Origin of the sequence: Kitasatospora fiedleri (assembly GCF_948472415.1) — a bacterium.
Classification (GTDB): Bacteria; Actinomycetota; Actinomycetes; order Streptomycetales; family Streptomycetaceae; genus Kitasatospora; species Kitasatospora fiedleri.
The window spans coordinates 6574785-6595447 of record NZ_OX419519.1 but is presented as its reverse complement, the minus strand read 5'-3'; the positions used below and the strand labels follow the sequence as shown (position 1 = coordinate 6595447).

General features: G+C 73.8%; 16 protein-coding genes. 8 read left to right on the top strand and 8 right to left on the bottom strand.

Annotated elements, in window-relative coordinates:
- Positions 1-59 precede the first annotated feature (59 nt).
- From QMQ26_RS29750 to QMQ26_RS29730, 5 genes are all read right to left on the bottom strand, one after another.
- Entirely contained in the window at positions 60-1712 is a 1653-nt protein-coding gene (locus QMQ26_RS29750) for a bifunctional aspartate transaminase/aspartate 4-decarboxylase (protein ID WP_282203375.1), read from the bottom strand.
- A 26-nt stretch (positions 1713-1738) separates the two neighbouring features.
- The gene (gene aspT / locus QMQ26_RS29745; protein WP_100839540.1) at positions 1739-3442 is read right to left on the bottom strand and encodes an aspartate-alanine antiporter; all 1704 of its coding nucleotides are present in this window, start codon (positions 3440-3442) and stop codon (positions 1739-1741) included.
- Positions 3439-5121, bottom strand: a complete 1683-nt coding sequence (aspT, locus tag QMQ26_RS29740) for an aspartate-alanine antiporter (protein WP_282203374.1) — start codon at positions 5119-5121, stop codon at positions 3439-3441. The genes aspT (QMQ26_RS29745) and aspT (QMQ26_RS29740) overlap by 4 nt, the downstream gene beginning before the upstream one ends.
- A gap of 125 nt (positions 5122-5246) precedes the next feature.
- The gene (locus QMQ26_RS29735) at positions 5247-7409 is read right to left on the bottom strand and encodes an MMPL family transporter (protein ID WP_282203373.1); all 2163 of its coding nucleotides are present in this window, start codon (positions 7407-7409) and stop codon (positions 5247-5249) included.
- Complete coding sequence (locus QMQ26_RS29730; RefSeq protein ID WP_282203372.1) at positions 7331-11212, bottom strand: BTAD domain-containing putative transcriptional regulator; 3882 nt, start codon at positions 11210-11212, stop codon at positions 7331-7333. The genes QMQ26_RS29735 and QMQ26_RS29730 overlap by 79 nt, the downstream gene beginning before the upstream one ends.
- A 367-nt stretch (positions 11213-11579) precedes the next feature.
- Between QMQ26_RS29730 and QMQ26_RS29725 the strand changes: the two genes are divergently transcribed.
- The 7 genes from QMQ26_RS29725 to QMQ26_RS29695 all read left to right on the top strand — a co-directional run bounded on the left by QMQ26_RS29725 (position 11580) and on the right by QMQ26_RS29695 (position 16841).
- Complete coding sequence (locus QMQ26_RS29725; RefSeq protein WP_282203371.1) at positions 11580-11786, top strand: hypothetical protein; 207 nt, start codon at positions 11580-11582, stop codon at positions 11784-11786.
- A 258-nt stretch (positions 11787-12044) separates the two neighbouring features.
- Complete coding sequence (gene lanKC, locus QMQ26_RS29720; RefSeq protein ID WP_282203370.1) at positions 12045-14612, top strand: class III lanthionine synthetase LanKC; 2568 nt, start codon at positions 12045-12047, stop codon at positions 14610-14612.
- Between the two features lie 84 nt (positions 14613-14696).
- Positions 14697-14816, top strand: a complete 120-nt coding sequence (locus QMQ26_RS29715; protein ID WP_199847198.1) for a class III lanthipeptide — start codon at positions 14697-14699, stop codon at positions 14814-14816.
- 67 nt (positions 14817-14883) lie between these two features.
- Entirely contained in the window at positions 14884-15003 is a 120-nt protein-coding gene (locus QMQ26_RS29710; RefSeq protein ID WP_193588066.1) for a class III lanthipeptide, read from the top strand.
- Between the two features lie 69 nt (positions 15004-15072).
- Positions 15073-15192 carry a class III lanthipeptide gene (locus tag QMQ26_RS29705; RefSeq protein ID WP_193588066.1) on the top strand — a complete coding sequence of 40 codons (120 nt, stop codon included), beginning with the start codon at positions 15073-15075 and terminating at the stop codon, positions 15190-15192.
- Between the two features lie 68 nt (positions 15193-15260).
- Positions 15261-15380 carry a class III lanthipeptide gene (locus QMQ26_RS29700; protein ID WP_198545003.1) on the top strand — a complete coding sequence of 40 codons (120 nt, stop codon included), beginning with the start codon at positions 15261-15263 and terminating at the stop codon, positions 15378-15380.
- A 144-nt stretch (positions 15381-15524) separates the two neighbouring features.
- Entirely contained in the window at positions 15525-16841 is a 1317-nt protein-coding gene (locus QMQ26_RS29695; protein WP_282203369.1) for an MFS transporter, read from the top strand.
- A gap of 29 nt (positions 16842-16870) precedes the next feature.
- On the opposite strand, the gene QMQ26_RS29690 is transcribed toward QMQ26_RS29695, so the two are convergent.
- Positions 16871-17320: a group III truncated hemoglobin gene (locus QMQ26_RS29690; RefSeq protein WP_282203368.1), complete on the bottom strand. Its 450-nt coding sequence runs from the start codon at positions 17318-17320 to the stop codon at positions 16871-16873.
- A 164-nt stretch (positions 17321-17484) separates the two neighbouring features.
- On the opposite strand from QMQ26_RS29690, the gene QMQ26_RS29685 reads away from it, so the two are divergent.
- The gene (locus QMQ26_RS29685; protein ID WP_100839548.1) at positions 17485-18474 is read left to right on the top strand and encodes an aldo/keto reductase; all 990 of its coding nucleotides are present in this window, start codon (positions 17485-17487) and stop codon (positions 18472-18474) included.
- 186 nt (positions 18475-18660) lie between these two features.
- Here the strand turns inward: QMQ26_RS29685 and QMQ26_RS29680 are convergent, their stop codons facing one another.
- Both QMQ26_RS29680 and QMQ26_RS29675 read right to left on the bottom strand, forming a co-directional pair.
- Positions 18661-19731 (bottom strand): LLM class flavin-dependent oxidoreductase, encoded by a 1071-nt coding sequence (locus QMQ26_RS29680; protein WP_282203367.1) that lies wholly within the window; start codon positions 19729-19731, stop codon positions 18661-18663.
- A gap of 5 nt (positions 19732-19736) precedes the next feature.
- Entirely contained in the window at positions 19737-20645 is a 909-nt protein-coding gene (locus tag QMQ26_RS29675) for an ABC transporter substrate-binding protein (protein WP_282203366.1), read from the bottom strand.
- Positions 20646-20663: the final 18 nt, after the last annotated feature.

Sequence of the window (20663 nt, the reverse complement as noted above, 5' to 3'; positions counted from 1 at the left end):
CCGGGACAAACCCGGGCGGGGCGGGCGGACCCCGGGCGGCCCCCGGGCGGGGCGGGGCGTCAACGGCCCTCGGCGGCCTGCCACTCCGTGCGGTAGTCGTCGAAGATGGTCTTCAGGTGGTGGCCGATCTTGAGGTAGTCGAGGTCGTCGAGGTTGGCCAGGGAGACCCGGACGGACCACTCGGGGCCGTCGAAGCCGCCGCCGTTGAGCAGGACGACGCCGGTCTGTTCGGCGAGGCGGAAGAGCGGTTCGGTGGGTTCGTAGTTCTGCCGCAGGTAGGTGGCGAACTCGGGCCCGGAGGTGCGTTCGGCCTCGGCGAGCAGGTCGAGTTCGATGTAGTAGCCGGCCCGCTTCGGGTCCTCGGAGATCTTCATCCCGGACCCTTCGAGCAGCAGGTCGAGGCGCTGCTTGACGATGGACTGCACCTTGGCCTTGTACGCCTTGCCCTCGGGGAGCATCGCGAAGAGCGAGAACAGGGTGAGCTGGGCCTGTTGCGGGAGGGAGAGCCCGGCGGTGTGGTTGAGGGCGACCTGCCGGGAGTCGGCGACCAGCCGGTCGATGAAGCGGATGCTCGCCGGGTCGAGGCTGAGGCTGCCGTAGCGCTTGGCGAGCCGGTCCTTCTCGGCCTGCGGCAGGGCGGCGAGCGCGTCGTCGATGACGTTGTCGCGCTGGAGGCCGATGACGCCGAGGCGGTGGCCGGTGCAGCCGTAGTGCTTGGAGTAGGAGTAGACGAGCAGGGTGTTGCGGGGCAGGTCGGCGGCGATGCTGCGGAAGTGGTCGACGAAGGTGCCGTAGACGTCGTCGGTGACGATGATCAGGCCCGGGTTGTCGGTGGCGACGATGGACTTGATCTGGTCGGTGACCCGCTGGGAGAGCGCCAGGGAGGGCGGGTTGCTGGGGTTGACCAGGCAGACCAGTTTGACGGCGGGGTCGGCGAGCTTGGCGACCTCCTCGGTGGGGTAGCGCCATTCGCGCACGCCGGCCTCGGCGAAGGAGGACGCCTGGACCTGGACCACCTCGAACTCGTAGGTGTCGAGTTCGGGGATCTCGATGTAGGGGGTGAAGACCGGCACCATCAGGGCGATCTTGTCGCCCTTGTGCAGGATGCCGTTCTTCATCAGGGAGTCGAAGATGTAGCACATGGCGGCGGTGCCGCCCTCGGTGGCGAACAGGTCGAGGGCGCCCTCGGGGGGCCGGCGGTCCATCAGCTCGTCCTGCAGGTAGCCGGTGACGATCTGTTCGGCGCAGGTCAGCATCCGGTCGGGGACGGGGTAGTTGTCGCCGATGGCGGCGTCCGCGAGTTCGTGCAGGAGGGCGTCGCGGTCGAGGTCGAAGCGGTCGACGGCGAGGCCGACGGAGGCGGTGAGCAGGTCGATGCCGGGCAGTTCGGGGTGCGAGCGGGCGAAGTGGTCGTAGCGTCCGGCGATGCCGGTCTGCTCGGGCATGCCGCCGAGGTTGTCGGCGGTCCAGACCCGGCGGGACTCGCTGAGCGCGAAGTGGCCGAGGGCGAGCATGGCCTCGCGGGGGCCGGTGCAGACCCAGTTGGGGTTGCCGCGTCCGGCGTTGAGCATGTTGGCGGTGGACTTCTCCTTCTGCCCGGGCTGGTCGGCCTGGTAGTGCTCGGCGAGTTCGATGAACTTGCCCTTGAGTTCGAACGGGCTGAGCTGGGAGAGCCGGTGGATCTCCTCACGGCTGATCGAAGGCTTGCTCACGGGTGCGGGTCCTTCCGGGGAGGCGGCTAGCCGAGCAGGGCGACGATGACGGCGCCCCAGATGGTCAGCAGGACGTTGCCTGCGGCGTACGGGATGGTGTAGCCGAGCGTGGGGATCTGGCTGCGGGAGGCTTCGTTGATGGCGCCGATCGCGGCGGTGGTGGTCTGCGCGCCGGCCACCACGCCCATCAGGATCGGCGGGCGCATCCGGAACACGAAGTGGCCGACCAGCAGGCCGACCACCAGCGGGACGACGGTGGCGACGGCGCCCCACACCAGCAGGCCCCAACCGGCCTGCGAGAGGCCGCTGGTGAAGCTCGGTCCGGCGTTGATGCCGACGATGGCGACGAACGCGCACAGGCCGAGGGTGTCCATGAACCACTGGGCGCCGGGCGGCACGTTGCCGAAGGTCGGGTACTTGCCGCGGACCCAGCCGAACACCAGGCCCATGATCAGCGCGCCGCCGGAGGTGGAGAGGCTGATCGGCACCCCGCCGAGGGTGAGCGCGGGGATGCCGATGCAGCCGCCGAGGAAGATGCCCAGGCCGACCCAGGTCATGTCGGTGGCGAAGCTGGTCGGCACGGGCTTGCCGATCGCCTTCCCGGCCGGCCCGACCAGCCGCTGCGGGCCGGACAGCACCAGGGTGTCGCCGCGTTCGAGCTGGGTGGTGAGCCGGTAGGGGAACTCGGCGCCGGAGCGGTAGACCTTGTCGACGAAGACGCCGACCATGAACGGTTCGCGGCGCAGCTCCGCGATGGTCCTGCCGAGTTGGGCCTTCTCGGAGACGACGACGTGCAGCTGCTCGGTCTGGTAGCCGAGCAGTTCGACGTCGTCGGTCTCCGGGCCGATGCCGGAGACCGGGTCGAACTCGACCAGGTCGTGGCGGATCGCGCTGACGGCGAGCACGTCGCCGCGTTCGATGACGGTCTGCTGGTCGTGGTCGAGGATCTTGCCGTCCCGGCGGACCCGGGTGAGGTAGATCCGGCGTCCGGCGGCCTGCTCGCGCTGCTCGAACTGCTCGATGGTGGAGCCGGCCGGGCCGTTGACGACGGTGTAGGCGCGCAGCACGACCTCGTAGTAGCCCTGGGCGAGGTCGGGGTCGTCGGCGGGGGCGTCGAGTTCGGCGGCCAGTTCGCGGGAGTCGGCGGCGAGGTCGCTGTGCAGGAAGCGCGGGGCGACGTTGGCCAGCAGGATCGCGCACAGGATGGTGCCGAGCGGGTAGGTGACGGCGTACCCGATCGGGACGAGGTTCTGCTGGGCGGTGATCTGGTCCTGGCTGAGGCCGGGCAGTCCGCCGATGGCGTCCTGGGCGACGCCGATCACGGCGGACTGGGTGAGCGCGCCGCCGAGCAGTCCGGCGCCCAGGCCGGGCCCGTAGCCGAGCATCTCGGCGAAGCCCCAGCAGATCGCCAGGCCGCTGAGGCAGACCGCCAGGGTCACTGCGACCTGCGGCAGGCCGTCCTTCTTCAGGCCGCGGAAGAACTGCGGGCCGACCTTGTAGCCGAGGGCGAACAGGAACATGATGAAGAACACCGACTTGACGGTGCCGTTGACCTGCACGTCGGTCAGCCAGCCGGTGAACAGCCCGGCGACCAGGCAGCCGGTGACCGCGCCCAGGCCGATGGCCTTCCAGTGCAGCCGGCCGACGAGGAAGCCGATCGCGATGGTCAGGAAGATCAGCAGTTCCGGGTAGGGCTTGAAGACGTGGTCGGTGATCCAGTCCACCGTCATCCTCCGTTCAGACCGACCAGGCCGACCAGCAGCGGGCCGGTCAGCGGGAGCAGGAAGTTGGAGATGGTGTACGTGATGGTGTAGCCGAGCATCGGGACGCTGCTCTGCGCGGCGTTGTTGACGGCGGTGATCGCGGGGGTGGAGCACTGCTGTCCGGCGATCGCGCCGACCAGGATCGGCGGTTCGATCTTGAGGAGGCGGCGGCCGATGAACAGGCCGAGGAAGGCCGGGACGACCACCATCAGGATGCCGGAGACCGGCAGCAGCACCGGGTACTGCTTGAGCAGCGGTCCGGCGTCCGGGCCGGCGGCCATGCCGGTGACGGCGATGAACACGGCCAGGCCGAGGTCCTTGATGGTCTGCGCGGCGGCCGGCGGGTAGGCGCCGAAGGTGGGGCGCAGCGAGCGCAGCCAGCCGAAGACCAGGCCGGAGATCAGGCAGCCGCCGCCGGTGCCGAGGGTCAGGCTGATGTCGCCGAAGCGGACGACGATCTTGCCGAGCAGGACGCCCAGGCAGATGCCGAGCGAGATGTAGATGTAGTCGGCGGTGTCGGAGCGGACGGTGGCGCCGACCTTGGTGGCGAACTTCTCGACCCGGGAGCGGGCGCCGATCACGGTGAGGGTGTCGCCGCGGTGCACCTCGGTGTCGCCGACGGCGGGCAGGTGGTGGTCGACGCGCTGGATGTCGGTGAGGAACACGCCGCCGGTGGCGTCGTGGTCCCGGTCGCGGACGGCGTTGAGGGTGTGCCCGGCGACCTCCTTGCTGGTGACCACGACCTGGCGGACCGTCATCGGGCTGTCCAGGCCGGGGACGCCGCTGGTCTCGGGGCCGAGCTCGTGCCCGGCGTCCAGCACGGCGGCCCGGCGGCCGACCACCAGCACCTGGTCGCCGCGGCGCAGCACCGGGTCGTCGTCGACGCCGAGCTTCTTGCCTCCCCGGTTGACCGCCTCGACGGTGACCAGTTGGCCGGAGCGCTCCTGGATCTGGCTGACCCGGGTGCCCTCGCCCTGCGAGACCAGGTAGGTGCGGCCGACCAGGGCGGGCAGCGCGGGGGATTCGCCGGGTTCCAGTTCGTTGCCGCCGCCGCGCATCTTCTCCCAGACCTGGCGGGAGGCTTCGGGCAGCTTGATCCGCATCAGCATCGGGAACAGCTGGCTGGTCAGCAGGACGATGCTGATCAGGCCGAACAGGTAGCAGACCGAGTAAGCGGTGGCGACGTGCGCCTGGAGCTGGGTGGTCTGGTCCGCGGTGATGCCGGGGAGCTTGGCGATCGCGTCCTGCCCGGTGCCGACGGCGGCGGACTCGGTGGCGGCGCCGGCCAGGATGCCGGCGGCGGTGCCGACGTCCAGGTCGAACGCCTCGGCGATGCCCAGGGCCATCAGGACGACGACGACCGCCTCCATCACGGACAGCACGCCGAAGCGCAGGCCCTTGGCGTTCAGGTTGGCGAAGAACTGCGGGCCGGCGATGTAGCCGAGCGAGAAGATGAACAGCGCGAACGCCACGTTCTTGACGTCCGCGTTCACCGAGACGTGCTGGGCGCCGACCAGCATCGAGACGATCAGGACTCCGCAGATGCCGCCGAGCTGGATCGGTCCGACGCGCAGTTTTCCGACCAGGTAGCCGAGGCCCAGACAGAAGAAGAGGGCGAGAACGGCGTTCTCACGCAGGAGACTCATGAGCGTATTAGATGGGATTTGTACCGTGATGTCCGGTTCAACACGCCGCCATGATCAACCTGGCTTCGCCCACCCGCCCGCGCGGCCGTACGGGGGCGCGGGCGGGCGGGGCGCGCTCCTGGGGGTCAGGCGGTGACCGGCTGCCGGGCGGGGGCCGGGGTCTCGCCGGGCTCGATCCGCAGCTCGGGGAGCAGGCGGTCCAGCCAGCGGGGCAGCCACCAGTTGTGGCGGCCGAGCAGGGTCATGGTGGCGGGCACCAGGACCATCCGGACCACGGTGGCGTCCACCAGGACGGCGACGGCCATGCCCACGCCGATCATCTTGACGGTGATGTCGGGGTCGATCGCGAAGCCGGTGAAGACCGCCACCATGATCGCGGCGGCGCTGCTGATCACCCGCCCGGTGGCGGACAGCCCGCGCACCACGCTGCCGCGGGCGTCGCCGGTGGCCAGCCAGTCCTCGCGGACCCGGGAGAGCAGGAACACCTCATAGTCCATCGACAGGCCGAACAGCACGGTGAACATCAGGATCGGCACCCAGCTGGAGACCGACACCGCGTGCGGCAGCCCGAGCAGCTTCGCGCCCGCGTCGTGCTGGAAGACCGCCGTCATCACCCCGTACGCGGCGGCCACCGACAGCAGGTTCATCGCGGCGGCCTTGAGCGCGATCACCGGCGCCCGGAACAGCACGGTCAGCAGGACCAGCGAGAGCGCGACCACGAACGGGATCACCACCCAGAGCCGCTGCGCGAGCCGGTCGGAGATGTCGGAGAACGCGGCGACCTGGCCGGTGACCTCGACCCCGGCCGGCAGTTCCCCGCCGCGCAGCCGCTTCAGCAGCTTCTCGGTGGCCCGGTCCTGCGGGCCGGTCGTCGGCTGGACGCTGATCACGGCCGCGTCCCGGGCCGCACCGATCCGGGCCGGCTGGACCGCGGCGACCGCCGGGTCGGACGCCAGCTTCCTTTCCAGGGCGGGCAGTTCGGACTCCGGCAGCTGCTCCAGGTCGACCGCGAGCAGCAGCGGCCCGTTCGCCCCGGGGCCGTACGCCCCGGCGATCAGGTCGTACGCCTTGCGGGTGGTGTTGCCGGCCGCCTGGCTGCCCGCGTCCTGCGGCCAGGTGCGCATGCCGAGCACCGGCGCGGCCAGGCCGAGCAGCACCACCAGCGAGAGGACGACGGCGGTGACCGGGCGGCGACCGATCAGCCGGGCCCAGCGCTCGGTGCGGGTCGGGCCGGCGCTCTCGGCCTCCGTGGCTCCGGCTTCGGCGGGCGCGGCGACGGCGCGGCGTTCGGTCCGGCGTTCGGCGCGGCGCAGCATCCGGGGTCCGGCGAGGGCGGCCAGGGCGGGGACCAGGGTGAGCGCGGCGGCCATCACGGCGCCGACGGTGGCGAAGGTCGCGTAGCCGAACGAGGCGTAGGTGGCCAGCCCGGCCAGCTTGAGGCCGAACAGCGAGACCAGCACGGTCGCCCCGGCGACCACCACCGAGGAGCCGGCGGTGGCGTTCGCCTCGGCGGCGGCCGCCCGGGCGTCCAGGCCCCGGCGCAGCCCCTCGACGTGCCGGGAGACCAGCAGCAGCGCGTAGTCGATGCCGACGCCGAGGCCGACCATGGACGCCACGGTGGGCGCGATGTCGCTGATGCGGGTGACGGCCGCCATCAGGGTGATCAGCCCGGTGCCCGCGCCGAGCCCGGCCAGCGCGACCAGCAGCGGCAGGCCCGCCGCGGTCACCGTCCCGAGCGCGACCACCAGGATCACCAGCGCCGCGGCCATGCCGATCGCCTCGGCCGCGCCGTCGGGGGCGGTGAAGTTCTCCGGCAGCTCCCCGCCGAACTCCACCTGGTACCCGGCGTCGGTGGTCGGCCGGGCGGCGGCGCGCAGCGCGTCCAGGCCCTCCGCGCCCTTGAACGCGGTCGTCTTGACGTCGTAACCGACCGTCAGCAGCGCGGTGTCACCGGCCGCCGACGGTATCGGCTCGCCGACCGACAGCGCGTGCGGCAGTCCGGCGAGCCGCTCCCGCAGGCCCGCCAGCGCCGCCGGGGGCAGCGCCTTCCCGTCCCGGTCGTGCACCACCACCCGGGCGCTGGTCCCCGAGCTCTCCGGGAAGCGCGCGTTCAGCAGGTCCATGCCCGCCGTGGAACGCGTCCCCGGCACCCGGTAGTCGTCCCGCGGCTCGCCGCCGAACGCCTGCGCCAGGCCGAAGATCGCACCGATCAGCAGCACCCAGGCCGCGACGGTGCGCCAGGGTCGGGCCGCCGCGGCCCCGCCGAGGCGGCCGAGGAGTGTGGACATGGCAGAAGCCTTCCGTTCAGGGGTCGACGCGGTGTCGGACCCCAGTGTGGAAGGCGGCGCTTGGAGCCCGCTTGGCACCGCCGCTCCAAGTCCCGCTCCCCCCGGGGCGCGGGCGGTTCGGGGCGGCCCCGCGGGTCACTCCCCCGGCTCCCCGGTACCGGCAGTCGCTCCAGCGCCGCCCGCGCCTCGGCCTCCCAGCCCGGGGCCTCCCAGCGGCGGGCCACCTCGGCGGCCCGGCGGAAGTGCCCGGCGGCCTCGGCGGTGCGGCCCAGGTGGCGGGCGAGTTCGCCGAGCGTGAGGGCGACCGGGCGGACCGCGATCGAGGTGGACGCCGCGCCGGCCACCAGGTGGCCCAACGGGCGCATCTCGTCCAGGAGTTCGGCGGCCTCGGCACGTTCGTCCAGGGCGATGACCAGGTCGGCGCGCAGTTGCAGGAACAGCGAGCGGAAGTAGTCGGCCTGGACACCCCGGCGCTCGCCCCGGGCCCGCCGGGCCGCCTCCGGACCGTGCCCGGCGGCGAGCAGGGCGAGCGCGGTGACGTCGGCGACCAGCGGGCCGTACTGCGCGCGGTGCTCCTCGATCAGCGGGAGCATCTCGGCCAGCCGGCCCTGCCGGTGGGCGATCACCACCCGGATCAGCGCGGCCAGGCCGCCGGCATGCAGCGAGTCGCGGGCGCGCAGACCGGCCAGGGCCTGCTCGTAGCGGGCGACCGCCTCGTCGACGCGGCCGGCGGCGAGTGCCAGCATGCCGCGCTGGAACAGCACCACGTCGGCGAGTTCGGGCAGCCCGTAGCGGTGCGCGATCTCCTCACCGGCCGCCAGGTGGCGGCGCAGCGCGGGCAGGTCGCCGTGCACGGCGGCGGCGGTGGCGGCCAGGTGCTCGGCGTGCCAGCGGTAGGCGGGCAGGTCGTGCTCGGTGGCCAGCTCGGCGAGTTCGGCGGCCAGCCTGGCCCGGTCGATGGGCGCCAACTCGTGGTCGCAGGACCGGGCCTGGGCGGCGATCGCCAGGCAGAGCAGCAGCGGGTCGCCCTCGGCGCGGGCGATCGCGACGGCCTCGCTCCCGGCGGTGAACGCCTCCGGCGAGCCGGTGCAGTCGAGTTCCTGGGTGAGCGCGTCGAGCAGGCGGCAGCGGGTGGCGGGCGGCAGGTCGGTGCGGCGCAGCAGCCGGGTCAGCTGGTCGACGGCCTCCTGGTCGAAGGTGCCGTACGGGTGGGTGACCCACGGGGTGGGCTCGGTCCAGGCGGTCCAGGCGGCGATCAGCAGGTCCTCCCGGCCGCTCTCCCGGGCGAGCCGGAGCGCGCGCGCCTTGGTCCCGGTGGCGGCGGTGACCTGCCCGGCCCGGACCTGGGCGCGCAGCAGCGCGCCGAGCAGGTCGATCCGGCGGGCGGCGCGGTCCTCGCCGGGCTGTTCGGCGGCGCGGTCGAGGTTGTCGACGGCCTGCCGGAGCAGGTTGACGGCGCTGGGGTGGGCGTAGCGCCGCTCGGCCGCCTCGGCGGCCCGGACGCAGTGGTCGACCGCGAGGGCGGCCGTGGCGGTGGTCGCGGCCTGGGTGAAGTGGTGGGCCAGTGCGGTGAGTTCGCCGGGCCGCAGGTCGTGCAGGGCGTGTCCTATCCGGCCGTGCAGGCGGGCCCGGCGCAGACCGCCGAGATCGGCGTACAGGGTGTCGCGGACCAGCACGTGGGCGAACCGGACGGTGCCGGGCCGGGGTTCGAGCAGCAGGCCGCCCGCGACGGCCGCCTCGACGGCCTCGGTCGCGGTGTTCTCGTCCTGCTCACCGGCCCGCAGCAGCAGGTCGACGTCGCTCTCCCGACCGGCCACGGCGGCCAGCCGCAGCAGGTCGACGGCGGGGGCGGGCAGCCGCTCGAACCGGCGGCGCAGCACGTCCCGGACACCCTGCGGGACCTGCCGCAGCGCGGTCGACTCCCCCTCCAGGGCGAGCAGTTGGGCACTCTCGGCGAGGTAGAACGGGTTGCCGCCGGTGCGCTCGGCCAGCGCCCGGACGGTCTCGGGGCGGACCGGAGCGGCACACACCGCCTCGATCAGCCGCCCGGCGTCGGACTCGGCGAGCCCGCCGAGCGGCACCCGGACCGGAGAGCGACGGGCCAACCGGGCCAGCACCTCGGCGAGTTCGCCCTCGCCCGGGCGCAGGGCGGCCACCAGCAGCAGACCGCCCCCGGCCCCGAAGGACGCCTGGTCGGCGGCCAACTCGCCCAGCAGCTCCCGGGTCTCCGGATCGGCCGCGTGCAGGTCGTCGAGCAGCACGGCGAGCGGCGCCGTCCGGGCGGCGGCGTGCAGCCGGGCGACGACCGCGCGGTGCAGCCGGAAACGCCCCGACAGCGGGTCCTGGCGGTCCGTCCACTCCGGTCCGGCCAGCAGCGGGGCGAGCAGCGGATCGGCGGCGGTGTCCGGTTCGTGCCAGGCGAGTTCACGCAGCACCTCGGTCCACGCCCAGGCCGCCGGGGCCCCCGCGCTCTCCGGGCAGCGCCCGGTCAGCACCCGCCAGCCGTCCGCCGTCAGCCGCTCCCGCAGCCGCCCCAGCACCGTGGACTTCCCGACCCCGGCCTCCCCGCTCACCACCGCGAACCCCACCCCGCCCCGCGCCCGCCCGGCCGCCCCCAGCAGCGCCGCCAACTCGCCCCGCCGCCCGACGAACACCTGCGGCCGACCGCCGGCGGGCCGATCGGGCCCGGCGCTCGGGGACGTGGGGAGGGAGACGGGGAGGGAGGTAGGCGCGGGGCCGGACGTGGGCACGGGGAGGGAGGCGGAGGCGGGCGCGGGGAGGGGCCCGGGACCGGAGGCGGACGCGGGACCGGAGGCGGAGGCGTGCGTCGGCCCGAGGACGGAACCGGCCACCGCACCCGCGCCACCGCTGGCGGACAGGCCGACCCCGCCGGGCAGGCCAACCTCGCTCACCCCGCCGACCCCGACGCCCGCGCCAGGCAGGCCGACTCCGCCGACCAGGCCACTCCCACCGGCTCCGCCCGGCAGGCCGCTCCCGCCCGGCAGGCCGGTGGTCTGCCTCGTCGTCTCGGCCGCGAAAGGGCTCTTGCCGGGGGCGAGTTGTTCGGTGCGCTGGTGCAGGATCGCGGATTCGAGGGTGGTAAGCAGTGGTCCCGGGTCGAGGCCGAGCTCGGTGGCGAAGTAGGTGCGGGCGCGGCGGATCGCGGCGAGGGCGTCGGCCTGGCGGCCGCTGTGCCAGAGGGCGAGGGCGAGCAGGCGCCAGGTCTGTTCGCGCAGGGGGTGGTCCTCGACGAGGGTGGCGGCCTCCTGCGCGGCGGGGCGGGCCAGGCCGGTGGCGAGGTCGGCCTCGATCGCGGATTCGCGGGCGGTGGTGCGCAGTTCCTCCAGTCGGGCGATCTCGGGGGCGGCCCAGGACCGGTCGGCGAACTCGTGGTAGGCCGGTCCCTGCCACAGCCCGAGCGCCGCCCGGAACCGCTCGGCCCCGGAGGCCCTGTCAGCTGCCCCCGCCGCGTCGAGCAGGTCCTCGAAGTCCTGGGCGTCGGTGCGGACGCCGCGCAGCGCGTAGCCGCCGGCCTCGCTGACCAGCAGGCGGGCCGCCTGCCGGGGGCCGCGTTCGGGTTCCAGCAGGCGGCGCAGGTTGGAGACGTACGCCTGGAGGGAGGTCGCGGCCTTGGCGGGCGGGCGGCCGTCCCAGAGGCCGTCGATCAGCCGGTCGGCGGGGACGGCCGTCCCGCGGGCGACCAGCAGTCGGGCGAGCACGCCGCGCTGGCGCGGGCCCCCCAACCGGGTGGCGGCCCCCGCCACTTGCGCCGTCAGCGTCCCGAGCACAGTGATCCGCACCATCGTGGGGCCGAGCCTATGCGATGCCGTCGCGCCACCCCCGCCCACCTGCGCTCCAAGCCGGTTCCAAGCGGGTTCCCGCCGGTCGCCGGGGCGGCACCGTCCGGGTACCGGTGGGGCGCGGGAGGGTCGCCGTGCACCGGTGGGACAGGAGTGACGGGTGGGACGAGTGGACGACTTGTGCCAGGGCAACATCCGTCCATCCCACCGGCCTTCCGCGCTCCCGCCGGGCACGCCAAAGTAGAGGTGTCGGCAGGGGAGAAAGCGCGAAGAAAGCGAATGCCGACAGCACCGGACCGCACTCCGCAGAAGTCGGAGAATGCCGGAGAACGCCGCAGCAGAATCGATTTCCCGAGGGAGAGAAAATTCCGTGAACGCCACCCGTACGGCCCGAACCGCGCTCGCCGGACTGCTCGTCGCCGGGCTCTCGACACTGGTCGGCCTGGCCGGCCCGGAGCTCTCCTCCCCGCACGGCACCGCCACCCGGGCCGGCGGCCCGGGGGTGTCCGCCACCTCCGTCCCGTCGCCCACCGCCACGCCGTCCGCACACCCCGACGACGTGACCTGGGGTCAGTGACCCACCGATCTCGCCAAGGAGTCCGCCATGCACGCCACCTCGAACTTCCTCGCCGACTCGCCGGAGTCCGCGGAGCGCACCGACCGCGTCCTCGGTGACACCCGCCGCAACCTGAACCAGGGCTGGATCGTCGCCTGAACCGGCGCCCGAACCGCCGGAAGAACTCCGTAGCAGAAATTCCGGAACGGAAATTCCGGAACGGAAATCCGCACCACCAAGGGAAACCGAGATCCACGACCACGGAAAGGGGTGGACGACGTGAAACGCAATCACCACATGTTCGCCGGGGACGATCCGCACTTCTACGACCACCCCGTGGACCGCGCCGAGAAGCGCCGGTTCGCCGCCGCCGACCGTCCCGCCCCGGCGGGTTGGCGCAGCCACGAGGACGGGTCCTGGTTCTTCCTCACCCCCGAGCGGGCCGAACTGCCGGACCAGGGCTGGAAGATCCACGTCTCCGCGGTGCCCGCCGAGGCCGCCGAGGTGATCGACCTGGTCTCGGCGTACTGTCTGGAGACCGGGCTGCCGCACAAGTTCCTGGTCAACCCCCGAATACACCACCTGAACAACAGCAAGTACGCCCGCCGGGGCAGCAGCGGCAAGCTGATGACGCTGTACCCGGCCGACGACACCCGGCTGCGCACCGTGCTGGACGCGCTCGGCCCGCTGCTGGCCGGCCGCCGCGCCCCGTACGTGCTCGGTGACCTGCGCTGGCAGGACGGGCCGCTCTACCTGCGCTACGGCGGCTTCCTGGAGCGCTGGTGCACGCTGGACAGCGGCGAGCGGGTGCTGGCCATCGCGGCGCCGGACGGCACCCTCGTCCCGGACCGCCGCGACCCGTACTTCGCGCTGCCGCCGTGGCTGGAGCCGCCGGAGTGCGTCGCCGAGCAGCTGCGGGCCGACGAGGCCGCCGCGGCCGGACAGCCGGGGCTGCCGTACGAGATCGAGCGGGCGCTGCACTTCTCCAACGGCGGCGGCGTCTACCTGGCCCGGGAACGGGACGGCGACGGCGACGGCGAGCCGGTGGTGCTGCGCGAGGCCCGGCCGCTGGCGGGGCTGGACGGCTCCGGGGCCGACGCCGTGGCCCGGCTGCGCACCGAGGCGCGGGCCCTGCGGGCCCTGGCGGGGCTGGAGTTCGTGCCCCGGCTGATCGACGAGTTCACCGTCTGGGAGCACCACTACCTGGCGGAGGAGTACGTCGAGGGCGAGACGCTGCGCCAGTTCCTGGCCCGCTCCAACCCGCTGACCAGGCCCGAGCCCTCCCCCGGGGACCTCGCCCGCTACACCGCGCAGGCCCTCGACGTCCTCGACCAGTTGCAGCGGGCGGTCGACGCGATGCACGCCCGCGGGTACGCCTTCGGCGACCTGCACCCGGCGAACGTGCTGCTGCGCCCGGACGGCCGGATCTGTCTGGTCGACTTCGAGGTCGCGCACCGCCCCGGCCTGGACCCCGAACCGTCCGTGGCCTGTCCGGGCTTCGTCGCCCCGCACGCCATGGCCGGCTTCGAACGGGACAGGTACGCGCTGGACTGCATCCGGCTCGCCCTGTTCCTGCCGTACACCATGCTGCTCGACCTGCGCCCCGCGAAGGTCGACCAACTCGCGGACGCCATGGCCGAGTTCTTCCCCGTGCCGACCGCCCACACCGCACGCGTCCGGCGCGGCCTGCGCCGTCCGGGCATCCCCGACCGCCCCGCGGACCGCTCCGACGACGAGCCCTTCGACCGTCCGGACGCCGCCGGACTGCCCGAGGCGCTCGCCCGGGCGATCCTCGCCTCCGCCACCCCGCAGCGCGCCGACCGACTCTTCCCGGGCGACCCGGCCGGTCTCAACGACGGCGGCTACACCCTGGCCCACGGCGCGGCCGGCGTCCTGCACGCCCTGCACGCCATCGGGCAGCCGGTCGACGAGGAGCACACCGACTGGCTGTGGCGGGCCGCCCGCCGCTCCCGCGACCTGCGCCCCGGCCTGTACGACGGCCTGCACGGCGCGGCCCTGGTCCTGCACGAACTCGGCCGCGAGCAGGAGGCGTTGGACGTCCTCCAGCGCGCCGGGCGCAGCCCCGACCCGTCCCCGCCCGGCGACCTGTCGCTGCGCAGCGGCCTGGCCGGCATCGGACTGGCCCTGCACCGGCTGCACCGCGCCACCGGCGACGGCGGCCTGCGCGACGCGCTGGACCGCACCGCCGAACGGCTGGCCGCCGCCCTCGACCCGGCGGCGCCGCCCCCGGCCGGAGCGGGCCTGCTGACCGGACCGAGCGGGATCGCCGCGTTCTTCCTGCACCTGCACCAGGACAGCGGCGACCCGGCCCACCTCGACCTGGCCGCCCGGGCCCTGCGCGCCGACCTGGCGCAGTGCCGCACCGGCGAGGAGGGCGCGGTCAACCTGCTGGACGGCACCCGGCTGCTGCCCTACCTGGGCAACGGCAGCGCGGGAGTCGGCCTGGCCCTGGGCCACTACCTGCGGCACCGGCCCGACGAGGAGGAGTTCGCCCTCGCCCTGGACGGCATCCTGCTGGCCGCCCGCGCCCGGCTGGTGATCTTCGGCGGCCTGTTCCACGGCCGGGCCGGACTGCTGGCCCTGCTCGCCGCCCACCCCGACCGGCCCGGCGCCGCCGAGCGGATCGCCCGCCAGCGCCGCCTGCTGGCCTGGCACGCCGTCCCGTACCGCGGCGGCACCGCGATCGCCGGCGACCAGCTGCACCGCCTGTCGATGGACCTGGCCACCGGCACCGCCGGCGTCCTGCTGGCCGTCCACGCCGCCGCCGGCGCACCGCTGGACCTGCCCGGCGCCACCCTGCCGGCCCTCGCGGCCGGCCGCCCCTGAGCCCGTGCCGACGCCGGGCCCCACCTGCCCTCCCGGGCGACCGTCCGGGAGTCGACGCACCACCGAGAACAGAGGAGAACCGCCATGTCCGAGGTCCTGAAGCTGCAGAACCTGTCCGTCGCCGACACCGACGAGGGCGAGCTCAACGAGTGGAGCACCGTCAGCAACTACTGCGGCAGCAAGATCGAAGAGGACGCGCTCTAAGCCCCTTCGCTCGATCCGGCTCCACCCCACTGCACCACAACCACCAACGATCACAGAGGAGTTCACCATGTCCGAGATCCTGAAGCTCCAGAACCTGTCCGTCGCCGACACCGACGAGGGCGAGCTCAACGACTGGAGCACCGTCTCCAACCACTGCGGCAGCAAGATCGAAGAGGACGCGCTCTAAGCCCCCTCGCTCGATCCCGCCCCACATCCCGCTCCACCACAACAAACCACCATCACAGAGGAGTTCACCATGTCCGAGATCCTGAAGCTCCAGAACCTGTCCGTCGCCGACACCGACGAGGGCGAGCTCAACGACTGGAGCACCGTCTCCAACCACTGCGGCAGCAAGATCGAGGAAGACGCGCTCTAAGCCTCCCCGTTCGATCCCGCTCCACCCCCGCTCCACCACAACAAACCACCATCACAGAGGAGTTCACCATGTCCGAGATCCTGAAGCTCCAGAACCTGTCCGTCGCCGACACCGACGAGGGCGAGCTCAACGAGTGGAGCACCGTCAGCAACTACTGCCACAGCAAGATCGAAGAGGACGCCGTCTGATCCTCGCCGGACACCGCCCCCCGGCCCGCCCTTCACCCCCGTAGGGCGCGGCCGGGTCCGGCCGGGGCGGCCGGCACCTTCCCGGGTGCCGGCCGCCCCGGCCGTTCCGTTCCCTGCTCGATTTCCGGATCCGGGAGGACCGCCGTGGCAGACGCCCCGCCCACCCCGCTGTACCGCAACCCCGACTACCAGCGCCTGTGGCTGGCCCACGCCCTGTCCGCGTTCGGCTCGCAGGCGACGTACATCGCGCTCCCCCTGGTCCTGCTGGCGGCCACCCACTCGATCACCGACTTCGGCCTGGTCACCTTCGCCGAGATCGTCTCCTCGCTGTTCGCCAGCTTCCCGGCCGGCGTGCTGGTCGACCGGCTGAGCCGCCGCACCGTGATGCTCTTCTGCGACCTGGCCCGGGCCGTGGCCTTCGCGCTGTTCGCGCTGGCGGTGCTCGCCGACCGGGTGAACCTGCCGCTCGCGGTGGGCCTGGCCGTGCTGAACAGCCTGCTCAGCGCCCCGTTCGGGCCGGCCGCCTCGGCCGCGCTGCGGCACGTGGTGCCGCGCAGCCAGCTGACCACCGCCGTGTCGATGGCACAGGCCCGCTCGGCGGTCGCCACCCTGGGCGGGCCGATGCTCGGCGCCGCGCTGTACGCCGTCACGCCGGTGCTGCCGTTCGTGGTCGACGCCGCCTCGTTCGCCGCGTCCGCGCTGTGCGTGCTGTTCGTGCGGCTGCCGAAGGAGACGCCGGGCGCGGGGCGTCCGAAGGCCGAACGCCCGCCGTTCCTGCGCGACTTGACCACGGGGCTGGTGGAGGTGCGGCGCAGCGCGTTCCTGCGGTACACGCTGGTGAACGCGGCGCTGGTGAACTTCGTGTTCAGCGGCATCGTGGTGGTGCTGGTCGCGCAGGGCGCGCAGGCCGGGCCCGGCGGCAGCTACCACAACGGGCTGATCATCGCGATGTCCGGCGCGGGCAACCTGGTCGGCGCGGTGTTCTCCGCCAAGGCCGGACGGACCCTCGCTCCGCGCACCCTGGTGCTGGCGGTCTGCTGGAGCACCGCGCTGCTGACCCCGCTGCTCGCGCTCGGCTACGGGGTGGCGTTCACGGCGCTGGTGATCGGCCTGTGCGGCCTGACCTCGCCCGCCGCGAACGCGGTGATCTCCGCGGCCCGGCTGCACTCCGTCCCGGACCACCTGCTGGGCCGGGTGCAGACCGCCTGCGGCATCGCGCCCGCGCTGTTCGTCCCGTTCGGCCCGCTGGTCAGCGGCGCCCTGCTGGACCACTTCTCGGCGTCCACCGTGCTGCTGCTGAACGCGGGCGTGCTGCTGGCGCTGGCCCTCTACAGCACCGTCAGCGGCGGCCTGCGCCGCATCCCCGACCTGCGCGAGCCCCGGGCGGCGGAGCCCGCCGCGCCGAAGGCCCGGACGGTGGAGCCGCGCCCCCTGGAACCGCGCCCGGTGGCGAACACCTGACCGGGCCGTCGGAACCCGGCGCCCGGCCGTCAGGGCGCGGCGCTGCCGGAGGCCAGGCGGACGGCCGCGAGCGGGACGAAGCCGCCGCTGCCGCCGTCGGTGCCGCCCCCGTCCAGGCGGCGCAGCATGGCGACCGCGATCCGCTGGGCCTGGGCCTTGGCGCGTTCGGTGACGGGGCCGGCGTGGCGGCCGTCGAGGGTGGCGCGCCAGAGCTGGACCCAGCGGCCGAAGTGGGCTGCGGTGAGCGGGGCGACGGCGTGCAGGGCGGCGTGCGGGGCGAGCGCGTTGCCGCGGTAGGCGGCGGTGCGCAGCAGGGCGCTCTCCCAGAAGTCGGTGATCCGGGGGAGGTGGGCCTCCAGGTCGAGGCGGGCGACCTCGGTGAAGTGCGGGCCGATCAGCGGGTCGGCGAAGGCGGCGCGGTAGAAGAGCCGGAGGGCCCGTTCCAGGTCGGCCCGGCTGGTGATGTCCGGCAGTGCCACGGCGGTGTCCTCCTGGTGCTGTCACGCGGGCCGTCACCCGCCCTCACGCGCTGTCACGGGCGGTGGCGCGCCGCGGTGCCCGCCCGGCCAGGCTACGCCGGGGCGGTGTCCGGGGGCAGGGCCGTTGGTCCCGCCGGGGGCCGCCACCTGGCAGGATGCTGGTCATGAGCTTCCTCCCTGCGGACGACCGCTATGCCTCGATGACCTACCGCCGCGCCGGGCGCAGTGGCGTGCAGCTGCCCGCCGTCTCGCTCGGCCTGTGGCACAACTTCGGTGATACCCAGCCGCTGGACGTGCAGCGCGCGGTGCTGCGCCGGGCCTTCGACCGGGGGGTGACCCACTTCGACCTGGCGAACAACTACGGCCCGCCGTACGGCAGCGCGGAGCGCAACTTCGGCTACCTGTTCGCACAGGACTTCCGCCCGTTCCGGGACGAGCTGTTCATCGCCTCGAAGGCGGGCTGGGACATGTGGCCGGGCCCGTACGGGGACGGCGGCAGCCGCAAGTACCTGCTGGCCAGCCTGGACCAGTCGCTGGGCCGGATGGGCCTGGACTACGTCGACGTCTTCTACTCGCACCGGTGGGACCCGACCGTCCCGCTGGAGGAGACCATGGGGGCGCTGGACACGGCGGTGCGCTCGGGCCGGGCGCTGTACGCGGCGATCTCCAACTACCCGGCGGAGCAGCACCGGGAGGCGGTGGCGATCCTGCGCGAGCTGGGCACGCCGTGCCTGCTGAACCAGGCCAGCTACTCGATCCTGAACCGGGAGCCGGAGCAGGGCCTGCTGGACGCGGTGGGCGAGACGCAGACCGCGCTGATCGCCTACTCGCCGCTGGCGCAGGGCCTGCTGACGGACCGCTACCTGTCGGGTGACGTGCCGGCCGGGTCGCGGATGTCGGTGGGCCACTTCCTGAAGGAGGAGGCGCTGACGGACGCCAAGCTGGAGCAGCTGCGGGCGCTGGCGAAGGTCGCGGAGGGCCGCGGGCAGAGCCTGGCGCAGCTGGCGCTGTCCTGGGTGCTGCGGGACGAGCGGGTGGTGTCGGTGATCATCGGTGCCTCCAGCGTGAAGCAGCTGGACCAGAACCTGGACGCGCTGGCGGCCGGTCCGCTGACCGCCGAGGAGCTGGCCGAGATCGACCGGCTGAGCAAGTAGCCGACCGAGCCCGGGGTCGGCCGAGCAGGGCGGGCAGTCGGCCGAGCAGGGCGGGCAGTCGGCCGGGCGAGGCAGCCGGTCGGGCGAGGAGCCGGGTGGACGGGCGGGCGGCCGGGGGAAGTTCGGCCGCCCGCCGGTCCGGGCTCGGGCGTTCCGGGCTCGGGCGTTCCGGGCTCGGGGGCGCACTCAGGAGTGCAGCTTCGGCAGGACGGTCTCGGCGACCCGGTACGCCTCCTCCAGCAGCGGGTTGCCGGAGAGGATGAAGGTGTCCACGCCCAACTCCTGGAACTCCCGCAGCCGTTCGACGACCTGCTCGGTGGAGCCGACCACGGCGGTGCCGGGGCCGGGGCGGAACAGGCTCATGCCGGGCCACAGGTTGGGGTGGGTCTCCAGCTCGCGGGCGCGGGCCGGGACCCGGCCGCCGTGCTGGCGGAACTGGCGCTGCCAGCCGACGCCGTCCTCGCCCGCCCGGCCGCCGAGCTGGCGGGCGTAGGTGGCCTCGCTGGTGACGTCGAGCAGCCGGTCGGCGGCGGCCCACGCCTGTTCCTCGGTGTCGCGGACGATCAGGTGCAGGCGCAGGCCGAGCCGCAGGGTGCGGCCGTGGGCGGCGGCGCGTTCGCGGACGCGTTCCAGCTTCTCCTTGAGCAGGTGCGGGGGTTCGCCCCAGGTGAGGTAGACGTCGACGTGCTCGGCGGCGACCTCGATGCCGGCCGGGGACGAGCCGCCGAACCAGAGCGGGATGTGGCCCTCGCGCAGCGGCGGCAGGTCGCGCAGCGAGGCCCCGGCGTTCTTGAGCTGGTAGAACTCGCCTTCGTGATCGAAGACTTCGCCGCTGGTGAGGCGCTTGACCAGGCTCCAGTACTCGGCGGACAGCCGGTAGCGGTCGTCGTGCTCGACGTGCAGGCCGTACTCGCGCAGCTGGCCGGTGGAGCCGTTGACCACGTTGAAGCGCAGCCGGCCGGGGCCGTGCAGGTGCTCGAAGGAGAGCGCCATCTTGGCCAGCAGGGTGGGCGAGACCAGGCCGGGGTGGACGGCCAGCAGCGGCTGGAAGCCGGGGCCGGTGGCGGCGGCCAGCGCGGAGCCGAGCGCCCACACGTCGTACTGGTCGGTGGCCAGCAGCGCGCCGGTGTAGCCGAGCCGCTCGACGGTGGCGGCCAGGTGCTGGAGGTAGCCGAGGTCGACCGGGCGGCGGCCTTCGGGCTCCCACGGGTAGTGGCCCTCGCGCGGGATCAGGTACCAGAGGACTTCGGTGGCCACGGCGCTCAGCCTTCCTGCGCGGCGCGGGCGATGGCGGCGGCGACGGGCTGCTCCAGCTCGGGCAGGTGGATGTCGGCGACGGTGACGGGGCGGTCGATGAAGCCGACGCCGTGGAAGATGTCGGCGGCCTCCTGCTGCTCGGCGACGAACGCGGCAGTGGCGGGCTCCAGCCGCCAGGGCAGCGCGGCGAGCGCGGTGTGCCAGTCGGCGGCCTCGCCGCCCTGGTCCTCGGCGGCGATCGCGGCGGCCTCGGCGGGGTGGGCGGCGGCCCAGTGGTCGGCGCGCTGGAGGGCGGTGACGATGGCGGCGACCACCTCGGGCTGCTGGACGGCGAGTTCGCGGCGGGCGAAGAACACCGAGCGGTCGGTGATGACGTCCCCGGTGCGGATCAGTTCGCGGAACCCGCCGGTGCGGCGGGCGGCGGCGAGTTCGGCGCCCTGGGCGATCCAGCCGGCGATCCGGCCGTCGCGCAGCCGCTCGGCCTCGTCCCCGGCCGGGCGCTCGGCGCTGATGTCGTCGCGGTACGAGAGGCCGTGCTGGTGCAGGGCCTTGGCGAGCAGGTGGGTCTGCCAGGAGCCGATCCCGAGCACCACGGTGGCGCCCTTCAGGTCGGCGACGGAGTGCACCGGGCCGTCGGCGGCGACCAGCAGCGCACCGTGGTCGGGGCGGGGCGCGGAGACGGCGGTGTAGACGATGTCGTGGCCGGCGGCCTGGGCGGTGATCGGCGGGGTGGAGCCGGTGCCGCCGAAGTCGATGGTGCCGTCGGCCAGGTAGGGGCCGGTCCTGGTGCCGTCCGTGTAGTGGTGGAACTCGGCGCTCTCGCCGAGCGGGGCCAACTCCTGCTGGAGGTAGTCGAGTCGGGCCAGGTGGTAGAGCGACGGGTTGGAGCGGTGCACACCGACGGTGACGGTCATGGCGGTCTCTTCTCTCGG